Origin of the sequence: Ensifer sp. R-19 (assembly GCF_049905105.1) — a bacterium.
In the GTDB taxonomy this organism is placed as follows: domain Bacteria; phylum Pseudomonadota; class Alphaproteobacteria; order Rhizobiales; family Rhizobiaceae; genus Ensifer.
On record NZ_CP184570.1, the window covers coordinates 631,708 to 654,520 of the forward strand.

The 22,813-nt window shown below is 61.9% G+C and carries 26 protein-coding genes; 13 read left to right on the plus strand and 13 right to left on the minus strand.

Annotated elements, in window-relative coordinates; genetic code table 11:
- The first annotated feature begins 22 nt into the window (after nucleotides 1-22).
- From ACN9MO_RS22185 to ACN9MO_RS22205, 5 genes are all read left to right on the plus strand, one after another.
- Nucleotides 23-574, plus strand: coding sequence for a GNAT family N-acetyltransferase (locus tag ACN9MO_RS22185; protein ID WP_082615748.1), 552 nt, complete (start codon nucleotides 23-25; stop codon nucleotides 572-574).
- 62 nt (nucleotides 575-636) lie between these two features.
- The gene (locus ACN9MO_RS22190) at nucleotides 637-2,412 is read left to right on the plus strand and encodes an amino acid ABC transporter permease/ATP-binding protein (protein WP_113131849.1); all 1,776 of its coding nucleotides are present in this window, start codon (nucleotides 637-639) and stop codon (nucleotides 2,410-2,412) included.
- A gap of 72 nt (nucleotides 2,413-2,484) precedes the next feature.
- Nucleotides 2,485-3,429: an ABC transporter substrate-binding protein gene (locus tag ACN9MO_RS22195; RefSeq protein ID WP_057248718.1), complete on the plus strand. Its 945-nt coding sequence runs from the start codon at nucleotides 2,485-2,487 to the stop codon at nucleotides 3,427-3,429.
- A 68-nt stretch (nucleotides 3,430-3,497) separates the two neighbouring features.
- On the plus strand, nucleotides 3,498-4,430 hold the full coding sequence (locus ACN9MO_RS22200) for an ABC transporter substrate-binding protein (protein ID WP_113131848.1): 933 nt from the start codon (nucleotides 3,498-3,500) through the stop codon (nucleotides 4,428-4,430).
- Between the two features lie 11 nt (nucleotides 4,431-4,441).
- Entirely contained in the window at nucleotides 4,442-5,473 is a 1,032-nt protein-coding gene (locus tag ACN9MO_RS22205) for an LLM class flavin-dependent oxidoreductase (protein ID WP_113131847.1), read from the plus strand.
- 507 nt (nucleotides 5,474-5,980) lie between these two features.
- On the opposite strand, the gene ACN9MO_RS22210 is transcribed toward ACN9MO_RS22205, so the two are convergent.
- The 3 genes from ACN9MO_RS22210 to ACN9MO_RS22220 all read right to left on the minus strand — a co-directional run bounded on the left by ACN9MO_RS22210 (nucleotide 5,981) and on the right by ACN9MO_RS22220 (nucleotide 10,073).
- Nucleotides 5,981-6,946 carry a magnesium and cobalt transport protein CorA gene (locus tag ACN9MO_RS22210; protein WP_057248715.1) on the minus strand — a complete coding sequence of 322 codons (966 nt, stop codon included), beginning with the start codon at nucleotides 6,944-6,946 and terminating at the stop codon, nucleotides 5,981-5,983.
- 53 nt (nucleotides 6,947-6,999) lie between these two features.
- The gene (locus ACN9MO_RS22215) at nucleotides 7,000-8,898 is read right to left on the minus strand and encodes a potassium transporter Kup (RefSeq protein ID WP_112995825.1); all 1,899 of its coding nucleotides are present in this window, start codon (nucleotides 8,896-8,898) and stop codon (nucleotides 7,000-7,002) included.
- A 245-nt stretch (nucleotides 8,899-9,143) separates the two neighbouring features.
- A complete protein-coding gene (locus ACN9MO_RS22220; RefSeq protein ID WP_057248713.1) occupies nucleotides 9,144-10,073 on the minus strand; it encodes a LysR family transcriptional regulator in 930 nt (309 codons plus the stop codon).
- A 208-nt stretch (nucleotides 10,074-10,281) separates the two neighbouring features.
- On the opposite strand from ACN9MO_RS22220, the gene ACN9MO_RS22225 reads away from it, so the two are divergent.
- The 7 genes from ACN9MO_RS22225 to ACN9MO_RS22255 all read left to right on the plus strand — a co-directional run bounded on the left by ACN9MO_RS22225 (nucleotide 10,282) and on the right by ACN9MO_RS22255 (nucleotide 14,577).
- Entirely contained in the window at nucleotides 10,282-10,458 is a 177-nt protein-coding gene (locus tag ACN9MO_RS22225) for a hypothetical protein (RefSeq protein WP_156414585.1), read from the plus strand.
- Between the two features lie 126 nt (nucleotides 10,459-10,584).
- Nucleotides 10,585-10,878: a DUF1330 domain-containing protein gene (locus ACN9MO_RS22230; RefSeq protein WP_057248712.1), complete on the plus strand. Its 294-nt coding sequence runs from the start codon at nucleotides 10,585-10,587 to the stop codon at nucleotides 10,876-10,878.
- Nucleotides 10,879-10,934: 56 nt separating this feature from the next.
- On the plus strand, nucleotides 10,935-11,666 hold the full coding sequence (locus tag ACN9MO_RS22235) for an SDR family oxidoreductase (RefSeq protein ID WP_057248711.1): 732 nt from the start codon (nucleotides 10,935-10,937) through the stop codon (nucleotides 11,664-11,666).
- Between the two features lie 12 nt (nucleotides 11,667-11,678).
- Nucleotides 11,679-12,044 (plus strand): Atu4866 domain-containing protein, encoded by a 366-nt coding sequence (locus ACN9MO_RS22240; protein WP_112995821.1) that lies wholly within the window; start codon nucleotides 11,679-11,681, stop codon nucleotides 12,042-12,044.
- Between the two features lie 96 nt (nucleotides 12,045-12,140).
- Nucleotides 12,141-13,070 carry an AraC family transcriptional regulator gene (locus tag ACN9MO_RS22245; protein ID WP_309140517.1) on the plus strand — a complete coding sequence of 310 codons (930 nt, stop codon included), beginning with the start codon at nucleotides 12,141-12,143 and terminating at the stop codon, nucleotides 13,068-13,070.
- Nucleotides 13,071-13,222: 152 nt separating this feature from the next.
- The gene (locus ACN9MO_RS22250; RefSeq protein ID WP_057248709.1) at nucleotides 13,223-13,972 is read left to right on the plus strand and encodes an SDR family oxidoreductase; all 750 of its coding nucleotides are present in this window, start codon (nucleotides 13,223-13,225) and stop codon (nucleotides 13,970-13,972) included.
- Nucleotides 13,973-14,031: 59 nt separating this feature from the next.
- Entirely contained in the window at nucleotides 14,032-14,577 is a 546-nt protein-coding gene (locus tag ACN9MO_RS22255; RefSeq protein ID WP_057248708.1) for a flavin reductase family protein, read from the plus strand.
- A 204-nt stretch (nucleotides 14,578-14,781) separates the two neighbouring features.
- On the opposite strand, the gene ACN9MO_RS22260 is transcribed toward ACN9MO_RS22255, so the two are convergent.
- The 6 genes from ACN9MO_RS22260 to ACN9MO_RS22285 all read right to left on the minus strand — a co-directional run bounded on the left by ACN9MO_RS22260 (nucleotide 14,782) and on the right by ACN9MO_RS22285 (nucleotide 18,575).
- The gene (locus ACN9MO_RS22260; protein ID WP_162733542.1) at nucleotides 14,782-15,735 is read right to left on the minus strand and encodes a zinc-binding dehydrogenase; all 954 of its coding nucleotides are present in this window, start codon (nucleotides 15,733-15,735) and stop codon (nucleotides 14,782-14,784) included.
- A 100-nt stretch (nucleotides 15,736-15,835) separates the two neighbouring features.
- Nucleotides 15,836-16,180, minus strand: coding sequence for an ester cyclase (locus ACN9MO_RS22265; RefSeq protein WP_425988186.1), 345 nt, complete (start codon nucleotides 16,178-16,180; stop codon nucleotides 15,836-15,838).
- Nucleotides 16,090-16,311: a hypothetical protein gene (locus tag ACN9MO_RS22270; protein ID WP_425988313.1), complete on the minus strand. Its 222-nt coding sequence runs from the start codon at nucleotides 16,309-16,311 to the stop codon at nucleotides 16,090-16,092. The genes ACN9MO_RS22265 and ACN9MO_RS22270 overlap by 91 nt, the downstream gene beginning before the upstream one ends.
- A 74-nt stretch (nucleotides 16,312-16,385) precedes the next feature.
- On the minus strand, nucleotides 16,386-16,820 hold the full coding sequence (locus ACN9MO_RS22275) for a DoxX family protein (protein ID WP_112995817.1): 435 nt from the start codon (nucleotides 16,818-16,820) through the stop codon (nucleotides 16,386-16,388).
- Between the two features lie 220 nt (nucleotides 16,821-17,040).
- Nucleotides 17,041-17,634 carry an NADPH-dependent F420 reductase gene (locus ACN9MO_RS22280; RefSeq protein ID WP_113131843.1) on the minus strand — a complete coding sequence of 198 codons (594 nt, stop codon included), beginning with the start codon at nucleotides 17,632-17,634 and terminating at the stop codon, nucleotides 17,041-17,043.
- Between the two features lie 35 nt (nucleotides 17,635-17,669).
- The gene (locus ACN9MO_RS22285) at nucleotides 17,670-18,575 is read right to left on the minus strand and encodes a pirin family protein (RefSeq protein WP_113131842.1); all 906 of its coding nucleotides are present in this window, start codon (nucleotides 18,573-18,575) and stop codon (nucleotides 17,670-17,672) included.
- A 129-nt stretch (nucleotides 18,576-18,704) separates the two neighbouring features.
- Between ACN9MO_RS22285 and ACN9MO_RS22290 the strand changes: the two genes are divergently transcribed.
- The gene (locus tag ACN9MO_RS22290; RefSeq protein WP_112947740.1) at nucleotides 18,705-19,631 is read left to right on the plus strand and encodes a LysR family transcriptional regulator; all 927 of its coding nucleotides are present in this window, start codon (nucleotides 18,705-18,707) and stop codon (nucleotides 19,629-19,631) included.
- A gap of 116 nt (nucleotides 19,632-19,747) precedes the next feature.
- Here the strand turns inward: ACN9MO_RS22290 and ACN9MO_RS22295 are convergent, their stop codons facing one another.
- From ACN9MO_RS22295 to ACN9MO_RS22310, 4 genes are read right to left on the minus strand one after another with little or no spacing between them, the layout of a single operon-like run.
- Nucleotides 19,748-20,695, minus strand: coding sequence for a quinone oxidoreductase family protein (locus ACN9MO_RS22295; protein WP_113131841.1), 948 nt, complete (start codon nucleotides 20,693-20,695; stop codon nucleotides 19,748-19,750).
- Nucleotides 20,696-20,714: 19 nt separating this feature from the next.
- Nucleotides 20,715-21,485: an SDR family oxidoreductase gene (locus ACN9MO_RS22300; RefSeq protein ID WP_112995813.1), complete on the minus strand. Its 771-nt coding sequence runs from the start codon at nucleotides 21,483-21,485 to the stop codon at nucleotides 20,715-20,717.
- Between the two features lie 30 nt (nucleotides 21,486-21,515).
- Nucleotides 21,516-21,953, minus strand: a complete 438-nt coding sequence (locus ACN9MO_RS22305; protein WP_112995812.1) for an ester cyclase — start codon at nucleotides 21,951-21,953, stop codon at nucleotides 21,516-21,518.
- A gap of 24 nt (nucleotides 21,954-21,977) precedes the next feature.
- The gene (locus ACN9MO_RS22310; RefSeq protein ID WP_112995811.1) at nucleotides 21,978-22,745 is read right to left on the minus strand and encodes an SDR family NAD(P)-dependent oxidoreductase; all 768 of its coding nucleotides are present in this window, start codon (nucleotides 22,743-22,745) and stop codon (nucleotides 21,978-21,980) included.
- Nucleotides 22,746-22,813 lie beyond the last annotated feature (68 nt).

Genomic DNA, 22,813 nt, shown 5'->3' on the forward strand with positions numbered 1-22,813 from the left:
CGACCATGGGATGGCGAAAGACATGAGCGACACGTTTCTCTACACCACGCCCCTCGACCCGCGCGCCAAGCCGCTGATCGACGAACTGATCGTGGAATACGACAGCCGCTACGGCAACTACTTCAGCGAAGAAGGGGCGGCGGCGGAGATGAACCGCTATCCGGCAGAGGCCTTTGCGCCGCCGCACGGCAATTTCGTGCTCCTGATCCGCAACGGCGAAACCATCGGCGGCGGCGCCTTCAAGTACTATGACGACCACACCGCCGAGTTCAAGCGCATCTGGACCCGCTCCGATCTGCGGCGCCAAGGCCTGGCGCGCAAGGTGCTGTTCGAGCTCGAGGCGCAGGCGGCGCGGCAAGGCTATTCGCGCATCTATCTGACCACCGGCTTCCGTCAACCGGAAGCGGTCGGCCTCTATCTCGCCAACGGCTATACCGCGCTCTTCGACGTCGAGGCCGACCCGGAGGTCTACAAGACGCTGCCCTTCGAGAAGGACGTCACCCACCTCGTCACGACGCTTGCGTTTCTCGGCGAAGTGCCGCCTTCCCATCCCCAGACCGCAAGCCACGCCTGACCCCGAGCGATCGCGCCGGTCGCGAGTCCGGCCGCCAACCGACTTTCAAGAGAGGATCCAACATGGCAGTTCTGAGCGATCTCGCCGGCGCGCCCGGTGTCAGCCGGACCAGTGAGCCCAATCCGGCCTATGCGCACTACCGCATCGTACCGGCTCGCCATCCGGGCCGCGCGCTCGGCACGCTGTTTGCGGCGCTCGTGATTGCCAGCGTGCTCTATTCGGTGCTGACCAACCCGCGTTGGGGCTGGCCGGTTTTTGCCGAATGGTTCTTCGCAGAACCGGTGATCGCGGGCCTCGGTCGAACCTTGCTATTGACGGCGCTTGCCACCGTCTCGGGTTCACTTCTCGGTACCGCTTTGGCGCTTGCCCGCGTGTCGAAGTCGCCGCTGCTTGCCAGCCTCTCCTTCGGCTATATCTGGCTGCTGCGCTCGATCCCGCTGATTGTTCTGCTATTGGTGCTCAACAATCTCGGCTACCTCTACGAGACGATCGCGATCGGCGTGCCCTTCACCGACACCGTCTGGCTGAACTATCCGACGACCCAGCTGCTGACGCCCTTTGCCGCCGCCTTCCTTGGCCTTACGCTCAATCAGTCGGCCTTCTTCGCCGAGATCGTGCGTGGCGGCATTCTCGCCGTCGATCAGGGGCAACACGAGGCGGCCGCGGCGCTGGGCCTGCCGCGCCGCCGCCAAGCCTTCCGCATCGTGCTGCCACAGGCCATGCGCTCGATCCTGCCCACCGGCTTCAACGAGATCATCGGTCTCGCCAAGGGCACCTCGATGGTCTACGTGCTGGCGCTGCCCGAGCTCTTCTACACGGTTCAGGTCATCTATCGCCGCAATCTCGAGGTCATCCCACTCCTGATGGTCGCGACCGTCTGGTATCTGGTGATCATGACCGGGCTCTCGATCGCCCAGCACTACATCGAGCGCTACTATTCGAGAGGCGCGGTGCGCAATCCGGTGCCGCTGCCGTTTCAGGCACTCGTCGCGCGCTTCCGCCGGCCCTTGCCCGCGGTCGCTGGCCCTTCTGGTGCAGCCGCAAGAGTGGGCTTTCGCGACGCCCAGGTCCTGCGCTCCGGCGGCGCCGTGCATGTGCACGGCATTTCCAAGAACTTCGGGCCGCTGAAGGTGCTCGATCGGGTCGAGCTGAACCTGCCGGCCGGCAGCGTCACGGCGATCCTCGGGCCGTCCGGTTCGGGCAAGTCCACGCTCCTGCGCGCCATCAATCATCTCGAGCGCGTCGACGATGGTTTCATCGCGATCGATGACGAGCTTGTCGGCTACAGCCAGAAGGGCGACACGCTCTACGAACTGAAGGAAAAGGAAATCCTGAAACGGCGTGCCGACATCGGCATGGTGTTCCAGAACTTCAATCTTTTCCCGCACCTGACCGTGCTTGAAAACCTGATTGAGGCGCCCATCCACGTGCGTGGTCTCAGCCGGGATGACGCGGTGCGCCTCGCTCGGGATCTGCTGGACCGCGTCGGCTTGAGCGACAAGATCAACGCCTATCCGCGTCAGCTCTCCGGCGGACAGCAGCAGCGCGTCGCGATTGCCCGTGCGCTGGCGCTACGCCCGAAAGTGCTGCTCTTCGATGAGCCGACGTCGGCTCTCGATCCGGAGCTCGTCGGCGAAGTGCTCGACGTCATCAAGGAATTGGCCCGCACCGGCACGACGCTTGTCATCGTCACCCACGAAGTCGGCTTTGCCCGCGAGGTCGCCGACACCGTGATCTTCATGGAGGCGGGGCGCCTGCTCGAGGCCGGACCGCCGGCGCAGATCTTCGCCGAAGCAAGCCATCCGCGCACCCGCGAATTCCTCGCGCGCGTTCTCTGAAAAAGCTGTCCGCCTTTCCCGATGGGGAAGCTTTGCCATCATCAACACTCAATGATTGAAAAGGAGAGCACTATGACAATATTCGACACTGCAAAGTTGCTTCTCGCCGGTGCCGTCACAGCCGTGACCCTCGGCTTGGGTCCCGTCCAGGCCGAGGAGAAATTCGATCTCAGCCCCGACACCTCCAACCGCATCCGCGCGGAAAAGAACGAAGCGGCGATCAAGGCGATCGCTGCTGACTTCAAGTTCGTCAATCCGGGCAAGTTTACCGTTGCCGTCAACCCGTGGGACCCGCCGATTGCCACTTACGCATCGGACTCCAAGACCGTTGTCGGCGCCGATCCGGATATCGCTTCGCTGCTCGCCGACAGCTTCGGCCTTGAGCTTGAACTCGTGCCCGTCGCCTGGGCGGATTGGCCGCTCGGCGTCAGCTCCGGCAAGTACGACGCCGTGATCAGCAACGTGACGGTGACCGAGGAGCGTAAGGAGAAGTTCGATTTCTCCACCTATCGCAAGGATGTGCTCGGCTTCTTCGTCAAGTCCGACAGCAAGATCAATGAGATCAAGGAACCGAAGGACGTCGCCGGATTGAAGGTGATCACCGGTGCCGGCACCAACCAGGAGAAGATCATTCTGGAATGGGACCGGCAGAACGTCGCCGCCGGGCTAAAGCCAATCGAGGTGCAATATTACGACGACCGCGCCGCCGGCGATCTCGCGCTGCAGTCGGGCCGCGCCGACGTCGAGTTCAACCCGAATGCCACCAGAGCCTATGCCGCGTCGATCAAGAATGACACCAAGGTGGTCGGCATCGCCAGCGGCGGCTGGCCGCTGACGGCCGAGATCGCCGTCACGACGCGCAAGGGCGGCGGTCTCGCCGATGCCGTCACTGTCGCGCTCAACGATCTGATCAAGAGCGGCAAATATGGCGAGGTGCTGAAGCGCTGGAGCCTGGGTGCCGAGGCGGTCGACAAGGCCCAGACCAACCCGCCCGGCCTGCCTAAGAGTGGTTCCTGATCTGGCCTCGCTGGATCGGCGGCGGCGCCGCCGGTTCAGCTCCTGCATTTCACCCGGAGACTAACAGCATGAACGGCACGACCCGATTTCGCACTCTTCTTGCCGCCGCGGCGGCCCTTCTTCATGTCGGCTCGACGCAGGCCGACACTGCCTTTGATCTCAGCCCCGAACAGCCCGGCCGCGTCCAAGCCGTTCGCAACGAAACCGCAATTGCGGCCATCCCAGCGGACTTCAAATTCGTCACGCCAGGCAAGTTCACGGTCGCCGTCAGTCCGGGCGGGCCGCCGCTTGCCACCTACGCTACCGACGCGCGTACGGTCATTGGGGCCGATCCGGAATATGCCGGTGCGATCGCCAACAGCTTGGGGCTCGAGCTTGAGCTCGTGCCCACTGCTTGGATCGACTGGCCACTGGGGCTGACGTCCGGCAAGTACGATGCCGTGATCTCCAATGTCGGGGTCACCGAGCAGCGCAAGGAGAAGTTCGACTTCTCGACCTATCGGCAGGGGCTGCACGGCTTCTTCGTCAAATCCGATAGCGGCATAACTTCGATCAAGGAACCGAAGGATGCGGCGGGCTTGAGGATCATCGTCGGCGCCGGCACCAACCAGGAGCGCATCCTCCTGAAATGGAGCGACGAGGATGTCGCCGCCGGCCTGAAGCCGCTGGAGCTGCAATATTACGACGACGAGGCGACGAGCCTCGTGGCGCTCGCTTCCGGGCGGGCCGACGTCATCGTACAGCCGCATGCGCAGCTCGTCTTCATTGCCGCCCGAGACAACAACATCAAGCGTGTCGGTACGCTGAGCGCCGGCTGGCCGGAGCGTTCGGACGTGGCGATCACAACGCGCAAGGGCAGTGGGCTCGCCAACGCTCTGACGATCGCCACCAACGGTCTGATTGCGGATGGCACCTATGGCAAGGTTCTGGAACGCTGGCACCTCCGGGAGGAGGCGTTACCGAAGTCCGAGACCAACCCACCCGGTCTTCCGAAATTCTAAGGAGCCTTGGCGTGACGCGGAACAAGATATCGATCAGCCATATCGGCTTCCTGAGCCCAGGCAACTACCCGGCGGACGACCCGTTGGATGGGCTGGAGAAGACCTTGGCGTTGCTGCAATATGGCGAGGCGCTCGGTTTTGCCAGCGCCTGGGTTCGCCAGCGACACCTCGAACCCGGGATATCGTCGGCCGCCGCCTTTCTTGCGGCGGCGACCCAAAGGACAAGCCGCATCGAACTCGGCACTGCGGTTATTCCAATTGGCTACGAAAGCCCGTACCGGCTAGCAGAGGATCTCTCGACCGTCGATGTATTCTCGCGGGGTCGTCTGAACATCGGCCTCAGCGCCGGACGTCCACTGCATGCCGATCTGATCGGCCGGCTTGTCTTCGACGATGGCTGGGAAGGTTTCGACTTCACGCACGCACGTGTGCTGCGCTTTGTCGAAAATCTACGCAGTCGCCCGATCGGCGATGAAAACACCTTCATCAAGACGCCGTTTGGCCCGCAGCGCCCCCGGCTCCAGCCCCATGCCAAGGGACTGACAGACCGGATCTGGTACGGCGGCGGCTCGTTGAAATCTGCCGGATGGGCAGGGCGCAGTGATCTCAATCTCCTGATCGGCAATGTTACGACCGGGGAAGGCACCGACGATTTCTTCCTCGCGCAGCAGCGCCAGCTCGAGACCTATCGCGCGGCGGGCGGTACGGAGAGGAGGGTCGCGCTTGGCCGGGTCATTGTTCCGCTGGATGGTGCGGACGCAAGAACGCGCAAGCGCTATCTCGACTACGCGGCCGGACGCACCGAGCGAACGCTGGCGCCGCAGGGCGATCGGCGCACGCTTTACGCCCGCGACCTCGTCGGTAGTTCGGATGAAATCCTTGAACGGTTGTTTGCAGACCCGATCCTGCCGCATGTCCGCGAACTCAGGCTCGAGCTCCCTTACGAATTCGAGGACGAGGACTACCGCCAGATCGTCCATGACTTTGTTGCTCGCATTGCTCCGCAGCTCGGGTGGCAGCCCGCCGACCAGAAAGCGGCCTAGAAACGAGGGTCCTCCGAGATGAGGCCTCGCAAACAGGAACATATGAGTGCCAAAGACGATCGACTACTTCTTCTCCAATGGCTCGTTGTGGTCGTATATCGGATTCGACACCTCGTCGGCCACGCAAGGACTATAGCCGCGAAATCGTAATGGCGCGAAATACAAAGGCCTCAGTCACGATAACCTCCGGGCGCTTGCCGCGCTCTTCGACGTTCCTGCGGTCGTTATTCTCGTTGCGGAGGATAAGGCGGCTTTCTTCGAGAGCGTTGGGGACATTTCGCTGTAAGAGGCAAAGTTCGACGCGGCGCTGTCGTCAGCGGCTCCGGGAACCGTTCAACTTGCCGAGGTCCATCCGGAGTCGCGTTTTGACTTTTGGCCTGTTGCAACGGCGTCCGGGCAGCGCGCCGTGATTGGGCTCGCGTTCGATCCCGACCGGCGCCCGACATACCGGAGACATTGATCGATCAGTAGCATCTTGGCGTTGGCACTCGATCGCCAACAGACTTCCTAAAGCCAGCCAGACCTTTTGAAACGCCAGTACAGGATGGCGCAAAGCGTGACGATAACGCCGAGGACGGCAAAGTAGCCGTAGCGCGTCGCAAGCTCGGGCATGTTTTCGAAGTTCATCCCGTAGATGCCGGCGATGGCTGTCGGCACGGCGAGGATTGCCGCCCAGGCCGCAAGCTGCCGAGTAATGGTGCCCTGGCGCTGCTGCTCCAAGAGATTGGAGGCCTCGAACACGGACGTCATCACCTCGCGAAGGCCGCCGACCGACCCCTCAACGCGCCTCACATGGTCATACACATCTTTGAAGAAGGGTTTCGCATTGTCGTCGATGCAGGGGAGTTCGAGGTGGCTGAGCTTTCCCGCCACTTCCCCCATGGGTCCGAGAACTCGCTGAAAGCGGATCACTTGGCGACGCATGCGGAAGATGCGCCGGATTTGCTCGGGCTGCAGCAGCGACACGAGCACGTGTTTCTCGAGCTCCAAAACTTTGTCCTCGAGTGTCTCGACCACCGGCAAGTAGCCGTCGACAACGAAGTCAATGATGCCGTGAAGGACGTAGTCGGGACCGTGTTCAAGTAGCCGTGGGGACTGCTCGAGTTGCAGGCGCAGTTCCTTGTGGGAGCGGGCTGAACCATGGCGAACGGAAATCAGGTGGTGCTTCCCGACAAAGATGCAGGTTTCGCCGTAGGCAATCTTGTCACCCTCCAGATGCGCCGTCTTGGCGACGACGAACAACTGGTCTCCGTAGACGTCCACCTTCGGCACTTGATTGCCATTGAGGGCGTCCTCAACCGCCAAGGGATGAAGGCCGAACATTGCCTGAAGGCTCGCCATTTCGTCTATGGAGGGATCCGTCAGCCCAATCCACGCAAATTCGCCGTCTGGCGCTTCGAATGGCTGGGCAGCAAGGGGCACTTCTTCGGCGCGCTTGCCCAAACGATACAGATAGGAGGCGACGACTGTCATTTAAGCTTTCCGAAATTGCGTTGGTCGCGCGTTCAGCGTCTGAGCGGAGACGACTAAATCGTGACCTGCTCGCCGATCTCGACGACGCGATTGGCGGGCAGCTTGAAGTATGACGACGGATCAATGCCGAGCCCCGCGAGCGCGATGTAGAGCTTGTCCTGCCAGCCCGGCAGACCGGAGTTTGGATCACTGATAAGGGTCCTGCGCCCCAGATAGAACGACGTCTGCATGATCTCGAACTTGAACCCTGCCTTCTTGCAGAGCGAGAGCGATTTCGAGACGTTCGGCTCGTCCATGAAGCCAAAGCAAAGTTCGAGCCTTGCAAACCGGTCCGAAAGTTCCGTCAACGTAACGCGCTCTTTCTCCGCGACATACGGGTGCTCGGACGTCCGAACGGTCAGAATGACGTTTTGCTCATGAAGGACGTGATTGTGCTTGATGTTGTGAAGGAGGACGGCGGGAGTCTTGTCGCCCACGCTTGTCAGAAAGACGGCGGTTCCTCGAACCGTCTGGGGCGCATGGGTCGATTTCTCGATGGAACGGATAAATGTCTCCAGTGGGATGTCGTTTCGCGCGGTCTTCTCGCGCAGCATTTGTGACCCGCGCGTCCAGGTCCACATCACGATCATGATGGACAATGCCAGCGCCACCGGTACCCAGCCACCATCATGGATCTTCAGCAAGTTGGCAAGCAGGAAGACGGTCTCGATGACAAGCAAGGGCGCAAGCAGCAATGCTGCGACAACCGTGGAGTAGCCCCAGACGGAGCGAAGGAACTGGAATGCCATCAACGTGGTGACGACCATCGCGCCGGTGACCGAGATCCCGTAGGCGGTGGCAAGGGACTCCGAGTCGCCGAACGAGAAGATGAGCACGATGACGCCAACAAACAGGAGCACGTTTACGGCAGGCACATAAATCTGCCCGGTGTTGGTCTCGGAGGTGAACTTGATCAGCAGCCGAGGGAGGAAGCCCAAATGAACCGCCTGCCGTGCGAGCGAGAACGCCCCCGTGATGACCGCCTGGCTGGCAATGATTGTGGCCATGGTGGCGAGGATGACCATCGGCAGCAGAGCCCAGTCCGGATAGAGAAGGTAAAAAGGATTGTGCACCGCCTCGGGGTGACTGAGCACGAGCGCGCCCTGTCCGAGGTAGTTCACCGCCAATGCGGGGAACACAAGCGCAAACCATGCGGTGCTGATCGGCTTGCGCCCGAAGTGACCGAGATCCGCGTATAGGGCTTCTGCTCCCGTGACCGTCAGGAAGACGGCGCCGAGCACGATCAGGCCTGCCCAGCCCGCGTGGGTGATGAACCAAAAGGCATTGATCGGGTTGAGAGCCTGCAGGATCGTCCAGTCATCGCCGATGTGGATGAGACCGCCCCAGGCCATCGCGAGGAACCATACCACCGTGATCGGCCCGAAGAACTTTGCGACCGCTTGAGTACCCTTTGACTGGACCGCGAAGAGCGCGACCATGACGGCCGCGGCCAGAGGGAGTACGTAGTCGTCAAAGGTGGGCGTGACGAGCTTCATACCCTCAAGCGCCGACATGACCGAAAGGGCAGGGGTAATCATGGCGTCGCCGATGAAAAGTGCGGCCCCGATCAAGCCGGCGAAGAACAAAACCGGCATGAAGCTGCCCGTCTTCTTCATCAGAAGCGCGAGAAGCGACAAGGTTCCGCCTTCCCCGTCGTTGTCGGCGCGAAGCAGGAAGAGCACGTATTTGAATGTGACGATAATTGTCAGCGTCCAGACCATCAGTGAAATGAGGCCGATAACCTTGTCTGCTTGCACGCCTTCATTCAAAAAGGGACGAAGTGCCTCCCGAAAGGCGTAGAGCGGGCTCGTACCGATGTCGCCATAGACCACGCCAACGCAGCCAATAAGGAGAACAAGAAAGCTTCGCATCTCCGTTTGAGGTTCGAAAGCTTCGCTATGCGAGGTGGGCATGAGGTCTCCTGGATCGAACCGCTAAAAAACGGCCCCACTATATGGTGCATTGCGAAAGGTGAGGCAAATACGGATTTGCGGGTTTCCCGCCTGATACGCCTCAGGTCGTCACCCAGATCCGTCTCATGCGCGGGAATTTGCGTCTCGGGAAGACGAGCGCCGCTACTCGCGGTGTGGAACGAGTGGAGTGGTCCGATGCTTCTTCGTCCGCCTGGTAATGCCGATCTTGCTGGAAACCGGATGGCTCATGCCAAGGGCGTAGGACTTGTTTTGGTCATAAGGCGTTCGCGTCTGAAACGCTGGACGTGGTCGACCAGGGCGCGCAACTTGGGCGCCATATTGTGCCGGCTGGGGAAATAGAGAAAGAAGCCAGGGAAGGGCGGCAGATAGTCTTCCAGGAATGAAACCAACTCGCCTCGTTCGAGATAGGGGCGAAAGGTCTCCTCTAGCGCGAATGTAATGCCGCCGCCGGCCAGCGCCGTCCGTATCATAAGGCGCAGGTCATTCGTGGTGATCTGGGGTTCGACTGAAACGTCGAAGGCTTCCCCTTCCTGGGCGAATTCCCACCGGTAGGGTGCCGTGTCCGGTGACGGACGCCATCCGATGCAGCGGTGATGGATCAGGTCCCTCGGATGTGTCGGAAACCCGTGGGCTTCGAAATAGGCGGGGCTCGCCACGACGACTTCCTTTTGTTCGCCCGACAGCGGAACGGCCACCATATCCTGCTCGATGACATCCCCCAGCCGCACCCCTGCATCGAAGCCCCCGGCGACGATATCGAACGTATCGTCCGTCACCGTCACGTCGACGATGATATTGGGGTAGGCCTCGGCAAAGGAGGCGACAAGCGGCCCGGAGAGAAAATCTTCGGCAATCGAGGTCACCGCGATGCGAAGCACACCGTGGGGGTTGGCGTTGCCGCCGACATCTTCGAGCGCAGACAGTACGTCGGCCATTGGACGCGAAAGCGTGTCGCGCAGGCGCTCACCCGCTTCGGTGAGTCGGACGCTGCGCGTGGTGCGGGTGACGAGCGCTATCCCGCAGCCGTCTTCCAGCCGCCGGATGCCCTGGCTGACGGCCGAGCGCGTGACGCCGAGGCGGGCGGCGGCGGCCGCGAAATTCGCCTCCTCGGCCACCGCGAGGAAAAGCGGCAGCAGGTTCAGATCCAGATTCATTGTCGCACCATGCTAACCAATCTGATTAGTTATAGCGGAGTACCGACGACAATCAACCGCATCTATTCTTCCTTCATCCCACGGCTCAGACGGCGAATGGGGATCGAAACGGCACCCGCGATGAAAGGAAGTACGATGACCTCTTTGAAGATCATGTTTGCCACCGGGGCAATCGTCGGCGCACTTGCCGGCCAGGTTGCCGCTCAGGATGCCGCTTGCCCGCAGGATGGCCACAAAGCGTCCCTTGGGGCTTCCCGGAAAGAAATCGTCGAAACGCTTTTCCAACGTCATTCGCCATGCCGGTTATCCGCTGGAGGAAAAAGCTCTGCTGGTCGCGCAGGAGCGCATGTCGCTGTTCGTTGCCAGACAGGCGCCTGCGGCATAGCCAGAGAAGCGCCTTGCGCAAGATCCCGACCGCTCGCGCAAGCCGGCAAGAGAGTTCTGCCGGTGACGGCCTAGGTTCAGTCGAGCCATCCGGATTGGATGAGGCCGGAGCAAACAGGAGCCACCCATGTCAGCCTACCTCGTTGTCGATCTCCACATTCAAGACCATGACGCGATTGCCGATTACCGTTCCAAGGCCCTGCCGCTCGTCGCCGAAGCCGGCGGCCGGCTCATTGCCCTTGATGATGCCCCGCTCCAGCTCGAAGGCTGGGAGGCGAGCAACATGCTGATCATCGAATTCCCCGACATGCAGGCGATCCGCGATCTTTTCGCGTCGCCGGCCTATGCGCCTCTCGCAAGACAAAGACAGTCTGCGGCGGGCTCGCGGATCATCGCCCTGCGCGGCTTCGAGCCGGCGTGACGATCGTTGGTGCGAAGCCGCAACATGACCATCACACCTCAAGAAAGGACATTCCTATGAGCAACATCACAAACAAGATCGTTCTCGTCACCGGTGCCAGCAGCGGCATCGGCGAGGCGACGGCGCGTGCCCTTGCCAAGGCCGGCGCCGTGGTCGTGCTTGGGGCACGACGCATCGATCGCCTCGAAACCCTGGCCGCCGAGATCACTGCCACAGGCGGCAAGGCACTCTACCGGAGCCTCGACGTCACATCCCGCGCGGATGTCCAGGCCTTCGCCGATACCGCGCTCGATGCCTTTGGGCGCATCGACGTGATCGTCAACAATGCCGGCGTCATGCCGCTTTCGCCGATGGCTTCGCTGAAAGTGGATGAATGGGACCGGATGGTCGACGTCAACATCAAGGGCGTGCTTTACGGCATCGCCTCCGTGCTGCCCGCCATGAACCGGCAGGGCGCCGGGCAGGTGATCAACGTCTCGTCCGTCGGAGGCCTTTCGGTATCGCCGACGGCCGCCGTCTACTGCGCCACCAAATATGCCGTGCGGGCCATTTCCGACGGGTTGCGGCAGGAGAACGATCGGATCCGCGTGACCTGCGTCTATCCGGGCGTCGTGGAATCGGAACTCGCCGATAGCATCACTGATCCGACTGCCGCCGAAGCGATGGTCGCCTATCGCCAGATAGCCCTGAAGCCGGAGGCCATCGCTGACGCGATCGTGCATGTGATCGGCCAACCCGCGGATGTCGATACCAGCGACATCGTCATTCGGCCCACTGCAAGCATGTGATCGGAGGACGGGATGTCGAACCGATCTGGACTTGCAACGGCGGGCCTTGCCGCGATGCTGTTCTGCATGGCCTCCGCCCAGGAAGGATATTCCCAGATGAAAATGATCCGGAACCCAACTCCACCAGACCAGACGCATCCCTATGTCGGTATGTGGATCACCGCGGATGGCCGTATTCGTCACAACCTGATGCCGAGTGGCCGCTACGACGAGGCGCGCGGCCGTCGGGAGAGCGCCTATCAGGGACGATACGAAGTCCGCGGCAATCACATCGACTACTGGGACGATACCGGATTTACCGCCGATGGCGACTTCATCGACGGAATGCTGCACCATGCCGGCATGATCCTCTATCGCGACGGAAAGAAACCGGACTAAGCGGCGAAGTCTTCGTTCTTCCCTTTTCCCTGGCGCCGGATATCCTTGATCCCGGCGCCACATTTGCTTGAGCGATCCATGGGGAGGGAGACGATCATGGCTTTGGACGAACCATCCGCGTGTCTGCCCATCCCTGAGCGAACCTCCCCGGTCGGTCTTGAAAGTTACATCAGCGGAAACACGCTGGTCAGCGGCGACGGTCCGGCGTGGAGAGATGTCTTCGTGCAGGTGCTTTCGCGCCATCGCGCTCAACATCCCTTCCTGGTGCCCGCCGTCGCCGAGCCTCTTATCGTCTGGATCATGTCTGGGAGTGCCGTTGTCGAGGAACGGGATCTCGGCGGAAAATGGATGGCAAACCGCGTCGAGGTCGGCGATTTTTTCCTGACCTGTTCGCCGGTGCCCTATGAAATGCGCTGGCAGGCCGAGGGCAACCAGCCCTTCCGCGTCATGCACCTTTACGTTTCCGTGCCCCTGTTCGAGCGGGTGGTCGAGGCGATGTTCGGCAAGGACGGCGGAAACGTGACGCTGAAGGACGTCTCCGGCGGCCGCGACGCGACGCTCTCGCATATCCTCACTCTCCTTAACGAGGAACTGGCAGCGGATGGCGGTGGCAGCCCGCTTTATGTCGAAGGGTTGGCGCAAAGCCTTGCCGTCCATCTCGTGCGCCGCTATGCGGTCGCCAATGCCGAGATGCGTGCGCAGAACGCCTTGCCCGGCGCAAAGCTCAGGAGAGCGATCGCCTTCATGGAGAAACATCTCGAGGAACCGTTCGATCTCGGCCGCCTGGCACAGGAGGTCGGCATCAGCGAATTCCATTTCAGCCGGCTGTTCAAGAAGGCGACGGGTCTTCCTCCCTCGCATTATTTCATCCGGCAGCGGGTGGCCAAGGCCCAGCAGCTGCTGCAGGAAACCGACACCAGCATCATCGAGATCGGCCTCATGGTCGGCTATTCCAGTCCCAGCCACTTCGCCCAGATTTTCCGCCGTGAAACGGGGCTTACGCCGAGCGACTATCGCAGGGGCTAGGCTCATTCGGCACACAGAATGGAGCAAAATCCCAATAGCCTAGGCAAGCCACCGGGAGAGGAAAAATCCCGGATTTCATAGGGTTCTCCTTGCCGAAAGCAAACACCTCTCCGCTTCCGGAGCGGGTTTGCAAGCAACAAGGAGATATCATCATGACGAATATCAACGGCAAAGTCGCACTGGTCACCGGTGCTTCTAGCGGCATTGGTGCAGCAACGGCGCTTGCGCTTGCCGGAGCCGGCGTAAAGGTTGGCATCGCGGCACGGCGCACCGATCGTCTGGAAGAGCTGAAGGCCGAAATCACTGAGAAGGGTGGTGAAGCCCTGGTCATCGAGATGGACGTGGTCGATCCGGCTTCCGTCGAAGCCGGTGTGAAGAAGCTGATCGATGCCTATGGTGCGATCGACATTCTCTTCAACAATGCCGGCCTGATGCCGCTTTCCGACATCGACCAGTTCAAGACGGCCGAATGGCTTCGCATGGTCGACGTCAACGTGAAGGGCCTCTTGAACACGACGGCGACCGTGCTGCCGCAGATGATCAAGCAGCATTCCGGCCATATCTTCAACACCTCCTCGATCGCCGGCCGCAAGGTCTTCAAGGGACTGTCGGTCTATTGCGCCACGAAGCATGCCGTGACCGCCTTCTCCGACGGTCTGCGCATGGAGGTCGGCCAGAAGCACAACATCCGCGTCACCTGTATTCAGCCCGGCGCGGTCGCGACCGAACTTTATGACCAGATCACGGATCCGGGCTACCGCCAGCAGATGGACGATCTCGCCAAGCAGATGACCTTCCTGCAAAGCGCCGACGTGGCCGACACGATCGTGTTTGCGGCCCAGGCACCCGCGCACGTCAATGTGGCCGAGCTCTTCGTCCTGCCGGTTGAACAGGGCTGGTAGTCGTGAACCATCGGCCTTCCCGTCCGGGATGGGGAGGCCGACGATCAAGGAGATTTCCTATGAAGGAAGTACCGGCCTCTGGGGCCTTTCGTCAGCTCGAACCGGGTCCGATCGTGCTGGTGACGACCAGCTATGAAGGAACGCCCAACGTCATGACGATGGGTTTCCACATGATGATCCAGCATGCGCCGCCGCTGATCGGCTGTGTCATCGGTCCCTGGGATCATAGCTACCGCGCTCTGAGGGGGACCGGCGAATGCGTCATCGCCATCCCGACCATCGATCTTACAAGGGCGGTCGTCGATATCGGCAATTGCTCGGGCGACACCGTCGACAAGTTCAAGCGTTTCGGCCTGACGCCGCAGCCGGCACGCAGTGTCGCGGCGCCACTGATCGGCGAGTGCCTTGCCAACATCGAATGCAGGGTGGTCGATACCGTCGAGGCCTATAGCCTCTTCATCCTGCAGGCCGAACGGCTGTGGATCGACTCGGACCGCAAGGAGCGGCGGACCCTGCATCATCGCGGCGACGGTCATTTTGCCGCCGATGGCGATGTGCTCGATCTCAGCGAGCATATGGTGAAATGGCGTCACCTTCCAAGGTGACGCCATCGCCGTCTTAGCAGTCGCCGGGCTGGAAAGCCCCTCGGCAATGGTCGAGTTCCGGCCCGGTCTCGTCGAAAGCGGCTAGCGCCGAGGGCGCTAGGGCATTGGCATTGCCCGTCCACCGATCGAAGTTGACCGCAAACACGAGCAGCAGGACGACCGCTGCGGCGCGAGCCCGGACATGACGGTTTCCTTCTAAGCCGATCAGGGGACGAGCACCATGGGGCCGTCGCCGCGGCGTTCGAGAATGTCGGCATGCGCGCGCTGCGCTTCCGGCAGAGGATATTTCCGGGCGCTGACCGTGCCGAACACTCCGTTCCGCCAGGCATCGAACACTTCGTCTGCGGCGGCCTGAAGGTTGTCCTTCGTCACATGCTGGCCGGTGCTGCCACGCACCAGGCGGATGCCGCGGCGGCTGAGTCCCGTCTCATCGATGGCGGCGCCACCCGATGCCGCGCCGATCACAGCAATCGTTCCGCCATCGCGGATCACGCCGAGCGTCGTGGCGAAGGTCGTTGCGCCGACCAGTTCATAGACGATATCGACGCCATTGGGGGCGAGGGTGCGGATGTGCTCGTCGAGCGCGACGGTCTCATATGCAAATGCGTGGTCGACCGCCTGTTCCAGATCGGCGAGCTTACGTTGCGACCCGGTTCCGATCACCGTGATCCCCCGCGCCCGCAGCCAGCGGGCAAGCAGGTTTCCGACGCCGCCGGTCGCACCCTGAACGAGCGCGTGGTCGCCTTCGCCGGGTTTCGCCATGGCGTTGATCGCCATCCAGGCGGTCAGGCCCTTGGTGAGGATGGTCGCTGCCGTTTCGACCGAGACGTCGTCGGGCAGTTTCACGAGTAGGTCCTGGCTGACAACGCGCTCTGCGGCGTAGCTGCCGGGTGCGAAGAAATAGGCGACCCGGTCGCCGGCGGCAAAGCGGGTGACGCCCGGACCGACAGTTTCGACTATGCCGGCGCCTTCCACTCCCGCCACCGCAGGCAGGCCGGCCTTGAACGTGCCGTCGCGAAACATGGTGTCAACGAAGTTCACGCCGATTGCTTCCTGCCTGATCAGCACTTCGCCGGCGCCGGGTGCGCGGGCATTTTCCTGTTCGACGCGCAGGACGGATGGACCGCCCCACTGGCTGTATTTGACGACGTAGGTCATGGCTTTCTCCATGGGCAGGCGGGGCCTGCCGACCTGTTGATCGGACTTCGGGGTGAGTGCGGTCGCAAAAATGCGTTTGCTGGTATTTCGGCTTACAGCGTCAGCGCTTGAACGCACCGAGCTGGGTGAGACCGGACATCCAATCCTCGGTGTGCCAGGTCTTTTGGATCCTGCCGTCTTCGACAAGGTGAATATCGACGGCCTGGATGAGCAGTTTCCGCCCGGATGCCGGGAGCCCGGCAAATGATCCCTTGTGGGTACCCGAGATTGTCGATCGGACGACGACCTTGTTTCCGTCGGAGATGATGTCCTCGACCGTGATCTGAAAGTCCGGGAAGGCGGTGTGAAGCATTTTCAGGACAGCCTTCGCGGCTTGCGCTCCCCGAGGGGCGTCGGGTGCATCGGGAATGTCACGCCAACCGTCGGCGAGAATGGCTTCAAGGATCTCCGGCTTGCTCTGTCGAAGGCTTCGTACCATTTGACGGCGATTGCCGTTTCATCGTTCTGCGGTGCTGCCATTGCCCAGCCGCCGGCAAGCAGCGAAGCGACCAACGGAAGGATCTTCAGGACGCGCATGGGATCTGCCTTTCTTGCTTGGAGTGGAAGCTGCCAAAGGAGCGCCGGCTCGAAAGCCGGCGCGGTCCTTCCGCCTAGCGGCGCCAGCCATCGATGCTGAACTTGCCGCCGCCGAAAGCGACGACATGCAGGAGCCCGCCGGCCATGGCGACGTTCTTGAAGAAGTGAACGAACTGGTTCAGGTCTGCGAGATCGTTGTGGAAGCTGACTGCTGTGGCGACGGAGAACACGGCAAGACCCGCTGCGACGAGGCGCGTCTGGTAGCCAAGGACAAGGGCGGCGCCGCCGATGAGTTCCACGGCGAGTGCTGCGCCATAGGCCAGCGTCGGGAACGGCAGGCCGACAGATTCGATATAGCCGATCGTCATCGCCGGGGCGGTGAGCTTGCTGAAGCCTGACAGCAGAAAGATCAGGCTGATGAGGACGCGGCCGACGGCCGGCAGAACGGCCTGAACGGCGGCGGAGGACGTCAGGTCTTCGTTCTGACGAGCGGTTGCGATATGCGACATACTGGTTTCCTTTGAAATCGGCAGCCACCATGGCCGCTCTGTGGAAACAACTATGCCGCGATCGAACTCATCGTAAAAGCCGAATAAAATAGACGATAACGCTCTACAATTTCGAACGTTTTGGGCTGCGTTCCAGCCACGGATTCCCATGCGAAAACCCCCATCGCTGGCGCGATGAGGGCGTTGACGCTGAGTATGGGCGGGCCGTGAAAGGGCTCCGTCAGCCCTTCTTGATCAGATTGACCGCCACCAGCGGACCGCCGAACTGTTGCATGGGCGCGGCGGCCTTGAGGCCACCGACATCGAGCGCTGCAAAGCCCAGGTTCTCAATAAGACCTGCGACGCTGGCATTGGCGCCCTCATCGTTGCCGGACAGCAGCACCACCCTGCGCCCCGACGCCTCGGCGGGATTTGCGGCCAGCACGGCGGCCGGAAGCGTATTGAAGGCTTTGACCACTTTTGCGCCTGGAAGCGTCTCCGCGACGATCTCGCTCGATAGCCTGCCGCCGAGGTCGGCGGGGCGGAATTCGGGGAAGGTGATCGCATTGGTGGCGTCGATGACGATCGTCCCCGTCCAGTCCTTGCGAACCTTTGCCAGGTCGGGCACCGCCGTGAACGGCAGGGCGAGGATGACGATATCCTGCGCCACGGCTTCGTCGATCTCGACGGGGATTGTCGTGTCGCCGGACTTCCTGGCGGCGGCAAGCGATGCGGGTCCTCGGCTGTTGGCCACTTTGACAGGTATGCCCTTTGACGCGAAATGTGCGATGAGCGCCGAGCCGATGGCACCGGATCCGATGATTGCGTAGGTCATTTCGATTTCCTTCAGTTTCCTTGTTTGGGATGGGGCTAGGTGATGTTTCTGGGCCCATCGGGCAGCGGCGTAAACTCCGTTTCTCCCGGCACACCTGGGAACACCCGGTCTTGCCAGTCGAGGGCCGCCTGCTCGATGCGGTCGCGGCGGCTCGACACGAAGTTCCAGAAAATGTGCCGTTTCTCGGCGAGCGGTTCGCCGCCGAGCACCATGAGCCGCGCTGGGCCAATCGCCTTGAGGACGATTTCGGAGCCGGGTTTGAAGACAACCAGTTGATCCTGCATGAACCGCTCTTGCTGTCCGGTGACTTCGATCGTTCCACTGATGACGAAGACGGCCCGCTCGATGTGCTCGCCGTCGAGACGGAAGCGCGCCCCGGCCGCAAGGGCCACGTCGGCATTGAACATGTCGGAGAACATTCTTGCCGGCGCGCGCTCGCCATGAAGCGAGCCTGCGATCAGGCGCATGTCGACGCCTTCCCCCTCGATGCGCGGAAGCGCATCCGCCGCAATATGCTGGAAGCCAGGGTCCGTTTCCTCGTGCGTGGTCGGCAGCGCCACCCAGCTTTGGAAGCCGAACAGACGTCCTCCTGTCTGGCGTAGCGTGTCGCTGCTGCGCTCGGAATGGACAATCCCCCTACCTGCGGTCATCACATTGACTTCACCCGGCCTTATCTTCTGGACATAGTTCTCGCTGTCGCGATGGATGATTTCTCCGTTGATCAGATAGCTGATCGTCGACAGCCCGATATGCGGGTGCGGTCGCGAGTCGATCCCGGCGCCGGGACCGAACGTCACGGGTCCGAAGCTGTCCAGAAATATGAAGGGACCAACCGTGCGTCGCAGCGGTGACGGAAGCGCACGCTTGACCGAGAACCCGCCAAGGTCGCGCGTCGCCGGGAGGATGATCTGTTCTATTCGTGTATTCGAGGCATAAGTCATTTTCGCTCCTTCAACGATCCAGTCTCAGCCGGGAGGCGAGGGGGACGTTGCTGTCGAGTTCGAAATTACCGCTGGTCGCTTGTGGAAAAAACTGACATAAAATCAAGGCAAACGTTCGAGGAAATAGATATGCAGAATCCGGGCATGCCGACCCTTGATCAACTCAAGGTGTTTCTCACCGTGGTGGATGTCGGCAGTTTCGCGGGGGCCGCGCGCAAGCTGGGCAGGGCCACATCGGTCATCAGCTACTCGATCGCGAACCTTGAGGCACAGCTCGGAATTTCCCTGTTCGATCGCGACACGACGAAGAAGCCGCAGCTGACGACCGAAGGACGCACGGTGCTCGCCGAGGCGAGGATCGTGTCGAACGGCGTCAGCGGTCTGCGGGCGAAGGTAAGGGCAATGCTCGAGGGCGTTGAGCCCGAGATTCATGTGGCGCTGGACGTCATGCTGCCCGCTGCACGCGTTACCGATGCATTGAAGGCGTTCAGCGAAGAGTTTCCGTCTGTCACGCTCCATCTCTATGTGGAAGCGTTGGGCGCGGTCGCGCAGATGGTGCTGGATCGCAAGGCGGTGATCGGCGTCAGCGGGCCGCTCGATATCGAGATTGATGGCATTGAGCGGATCGGCGCCGGCTTCGTCCAGCTTATTCCCGTGGCAGCACCATCCCATCCGTTGGCAAAGGCGGGCAGGAACCTTCCGGGCGCCGGGCGCGAGCACGTCCAGCTCGTTCTCACCGATCGTTCGAAATTGACAGAAGGGTTTGAGCTGGGCGTTGTCGGCGCCAGAACATGGCGTCTGGCCGATCTCGGCTCCAAGCATATGCTCTTGAAAGAGGGGATGGGTTGGGGAAACATGCCCGAGCCGATGGTCAGAGAAGACATTCGAACCGGCCGCCTGGTTCATCTCGACCTACCGGACTGCAAGGGCGGTCCCTATCGGCTCCAGGCGGTCCACCGCACGGATGTCCCTCCCGGTCCCGCCGGCCGCTTCCTGATATCTCATTTCGAAGGCCAAGCCGAAGGCGACGACATGGTCTATTCCAACCGTTGGTAGCCGTCGCACTTCGAGCGTTCTTCACGCAGAGCTGAGCCTGGCAGTCAACCGGGCGGGTCAGGGCATCGGTCGACGAGAAGTGAACCGACTACCGCTGAGCGCACCGGCCACCACGGTCAATTCATGATGAGGACATTCTTGGCTGCGGCTTCACCCGAAGCGGTGCTGCGATAGGCATCGACCGCCTGGTCGAATGCCCATTGCCGCAAGGCTGGTTTCTTGAAGGAACCATCGTCGAACGCGGCCCTTAGCCGGTCGAGGATGCCTGCGACCTCTTCACCCGACAGCTTTGCGGTGTCGACCCCCAAGAGCGCCGAACGGTTGTGGTAGAAATCGGCGAGATCGAACTCGACGCGCTTCTGGCCGACGCTGGTGATGGCAAGATGGCGGCCGCCCACAGCCAGTGATTTGAGCGACGGCTCGAACATGGCGCCGCCCACCGCATCCAGAACCAGATCGGTTCCCTTGCCCCAGGTCGCTTTGCGGACGGCGTCTGGCAGGTTCGCTTTCGATAGGTCGATGAGATCATCGGCGTCGTTTGCAGCTTCGCTTCTGGCGGCCACGATGACGCGGGCGCCAAGATGACGAGCGACCTGTGTGGCGGCCCGACCGACGGCTCCGAGACCTCCGGTAATCAGAAGCGTCTCGCGCTTCTTCAGCGAGCCGACATCGACGAGTGCATGCCAGGCCGTGACGAAGGGGGCTCCCACCGCGGCCGCCTCGGCCATCGACAGGCTCGCGGGCTTCTCCGACAACCAGCTTGCCGGCAGGACGACATAGTCGGCATGCGCACCGTCCCGCCGAAACCCGAAGCCGGCGCCGCTGCCCCAGACATGTTTGCCGACAAGTGCGTTGCCTTCGACGACCACGCCGGCGAAATCCCGCCCAGGTGTGCGCGGAACCGCGCCGCCAAACAATCCGCTGACGATCTTGACGTCGCTCGGATTGATCGCCGCAGCGTGGATCTTGACGAGAACCTCGCCGGCATTGAGGGCGGGGGTGGGGATATCCCGGTGAACAAGCACATCCGGCGTGCCGCATTGTTCGAAACGAAGGGCTTTCATTGTCGAGTTCCTTTAGGGGTCAGAGGACTGCCAGCAGGCCGCCGTCCACGAGAAGCGCGATGCCCGAGACGTAGCTGGAGAGATCCGAGCCGAGATAGGCGACCGCGTCGCCCACCTCGGAGGGCTGGCCGAGGCGGCGTAACGGCGTGCGCTTGCGAAACCCTTCCGATGCCTCGGCAATGCCGGGGCTGGTGCGCAAAAGCTCAGTGTCGATGGTGCCCGGTGCGACCGCGTTGACGCGGATGCCGTCGGGGCCGAGCGCGTCGGCAAGCGATTTCGCCATGAGAACGACGCCGCCCTTGCTGGTGGAATAGGCAACCGTGATGCCGGCACCCGATATCCCGCCCATGCTGGCCATCAGCACGATGCTGCCGCCCTTGCCGTTCGCCTTCATCTGGCGGGCGGCGGCCTGCGCGCCGAACAGCGGGCCATCGAGATTGATCGACAGCAACCGGTGGTAATCTTCCTCCGGTACGTCCGCGCCGTCGGTGCGCAGCGTGATGCCGGCATTGGCGACCATGACATCGACGCCGCCGAATTCGGCCGACGCTTCGATGAGGGCGTCATTGTCGGCGCGTTTGCTGACGTCGGTTTTGACGAAGCGGGCGGCCGATCCGATCGCCTCGATTTCCGCGACCGTCAGTCGGCCGCCTTCGCGCGGCGCCTCGGTGATATCGGCGACGATCACGGCTTTCGCCCCATGTTCGGCGGCGCGGATGGCGATGGCGCGGCCGATGCCGCTCGAAGCGCCGGTCACGACGACCACCTTGTTCTTCAGAATGTCACTCATGGCACGTTTCCTTCGGCAAGATGGGATGGCTCAGCTCTTCGGCTGAAGCTGGAGGCCGAGTTGGCCGACGAGCGAATAGAGGTTGGCGACGCCCCAGTGTTCGGTGATCTTGCCGTCGACGACGCGCATGGCATCGACCGTCTCGAACTGGATCGTCTTGCCGGTGGGCTCGATGCCGAGGAAGGCTCCCTTGTGCGTGCCGTAATAGGTCTTGAAGGTCGTCACGAGGTTGCCGTCGGCCGTCTGCCAGTGGATGACCGCATGGAAATCCGGGAAAGCCTTGCGCAGGCCGGCATAAAGGCCGCGCACACCCTCCTTGTCTGGCACCATGTTCGGTTGCGGCGTGTGGTCGAGAAAATCTTCGGAAAACACTTCGTCGAAGACGGCGAAATTGCCCTTTCCCTGTACTTCCTCGGTGTTCCGGCGAACCACTGCGATCGCGGCTTCGCTTTCTGCACTTCTGGTCATGATCGTATCCTTCGATGTCAGGGGTTAAAGTTCGAAACCGCCGATGGTCATGCCGCCATCGACGACGATCATCTGGCCGAAGACGTAGCTTGCGGCCGGAGAACTGAGCCACACGGCCACTTCGGCGAGTTCGCGCGGCTGGCCGCCCCGCTTGGCGGGGATGGCTTTTCGGGCAAGGTCGGCAAAAGCCGGGTTCTGGGCGCTGTTGGCCACCACCATCGGTGTTTCGGTCCAGCCGGGGGCAAGCGCGTTGACGCGGATGTTGCGGCTGGCGTTCTCCATCGCCGCGACGCGGGTCAGGCCATGGATGCCGTGTTTGGAGGCGGCATAGGCGCTCATGCCGCCCGGCCCGGTCAGCGCCGCGACGGAAGCCGTGTTGGTGATCGCGCCCGCACCTGTTTTTGCGATCAGCGGGATCTCGTATTTCATGCCGAGGAACACGCTGCGCAGGTTGACGGTCAGCACCCGGTCGAAATCGTCGGTCGGGTAGTCCTCGATCCGGTGGGTGCCGCCGGTGATGCCGGCATTGTTGAACGCCGCATCCAGCCGACCGGCATCCTTTTCGATGCGGACGAGGAGGGCTTTCACCTGCTCTTCGCTCGAAACGTCAACACGGGTGGCCTCGATCTTTCCTGCCGGCGCGAGGTCCTTCGTTTCCTCAAGGCCGCTCTGATTGAGGTCGGCCGCGAAAACACGGGCACCGCGCTCGGCAAACAGCCTTGCCGCCTCCCGGCCGATCCCCGAGCCTGCACCGGTGACCAGGACCACTTTGCCGTCGAAATCCGCTGACATGGCTTCGCTCCTCGCCCGCGCGCGGGACGATGTTTCCTTGGAATTGTCGGGGTTGTGATCCGAAGTCG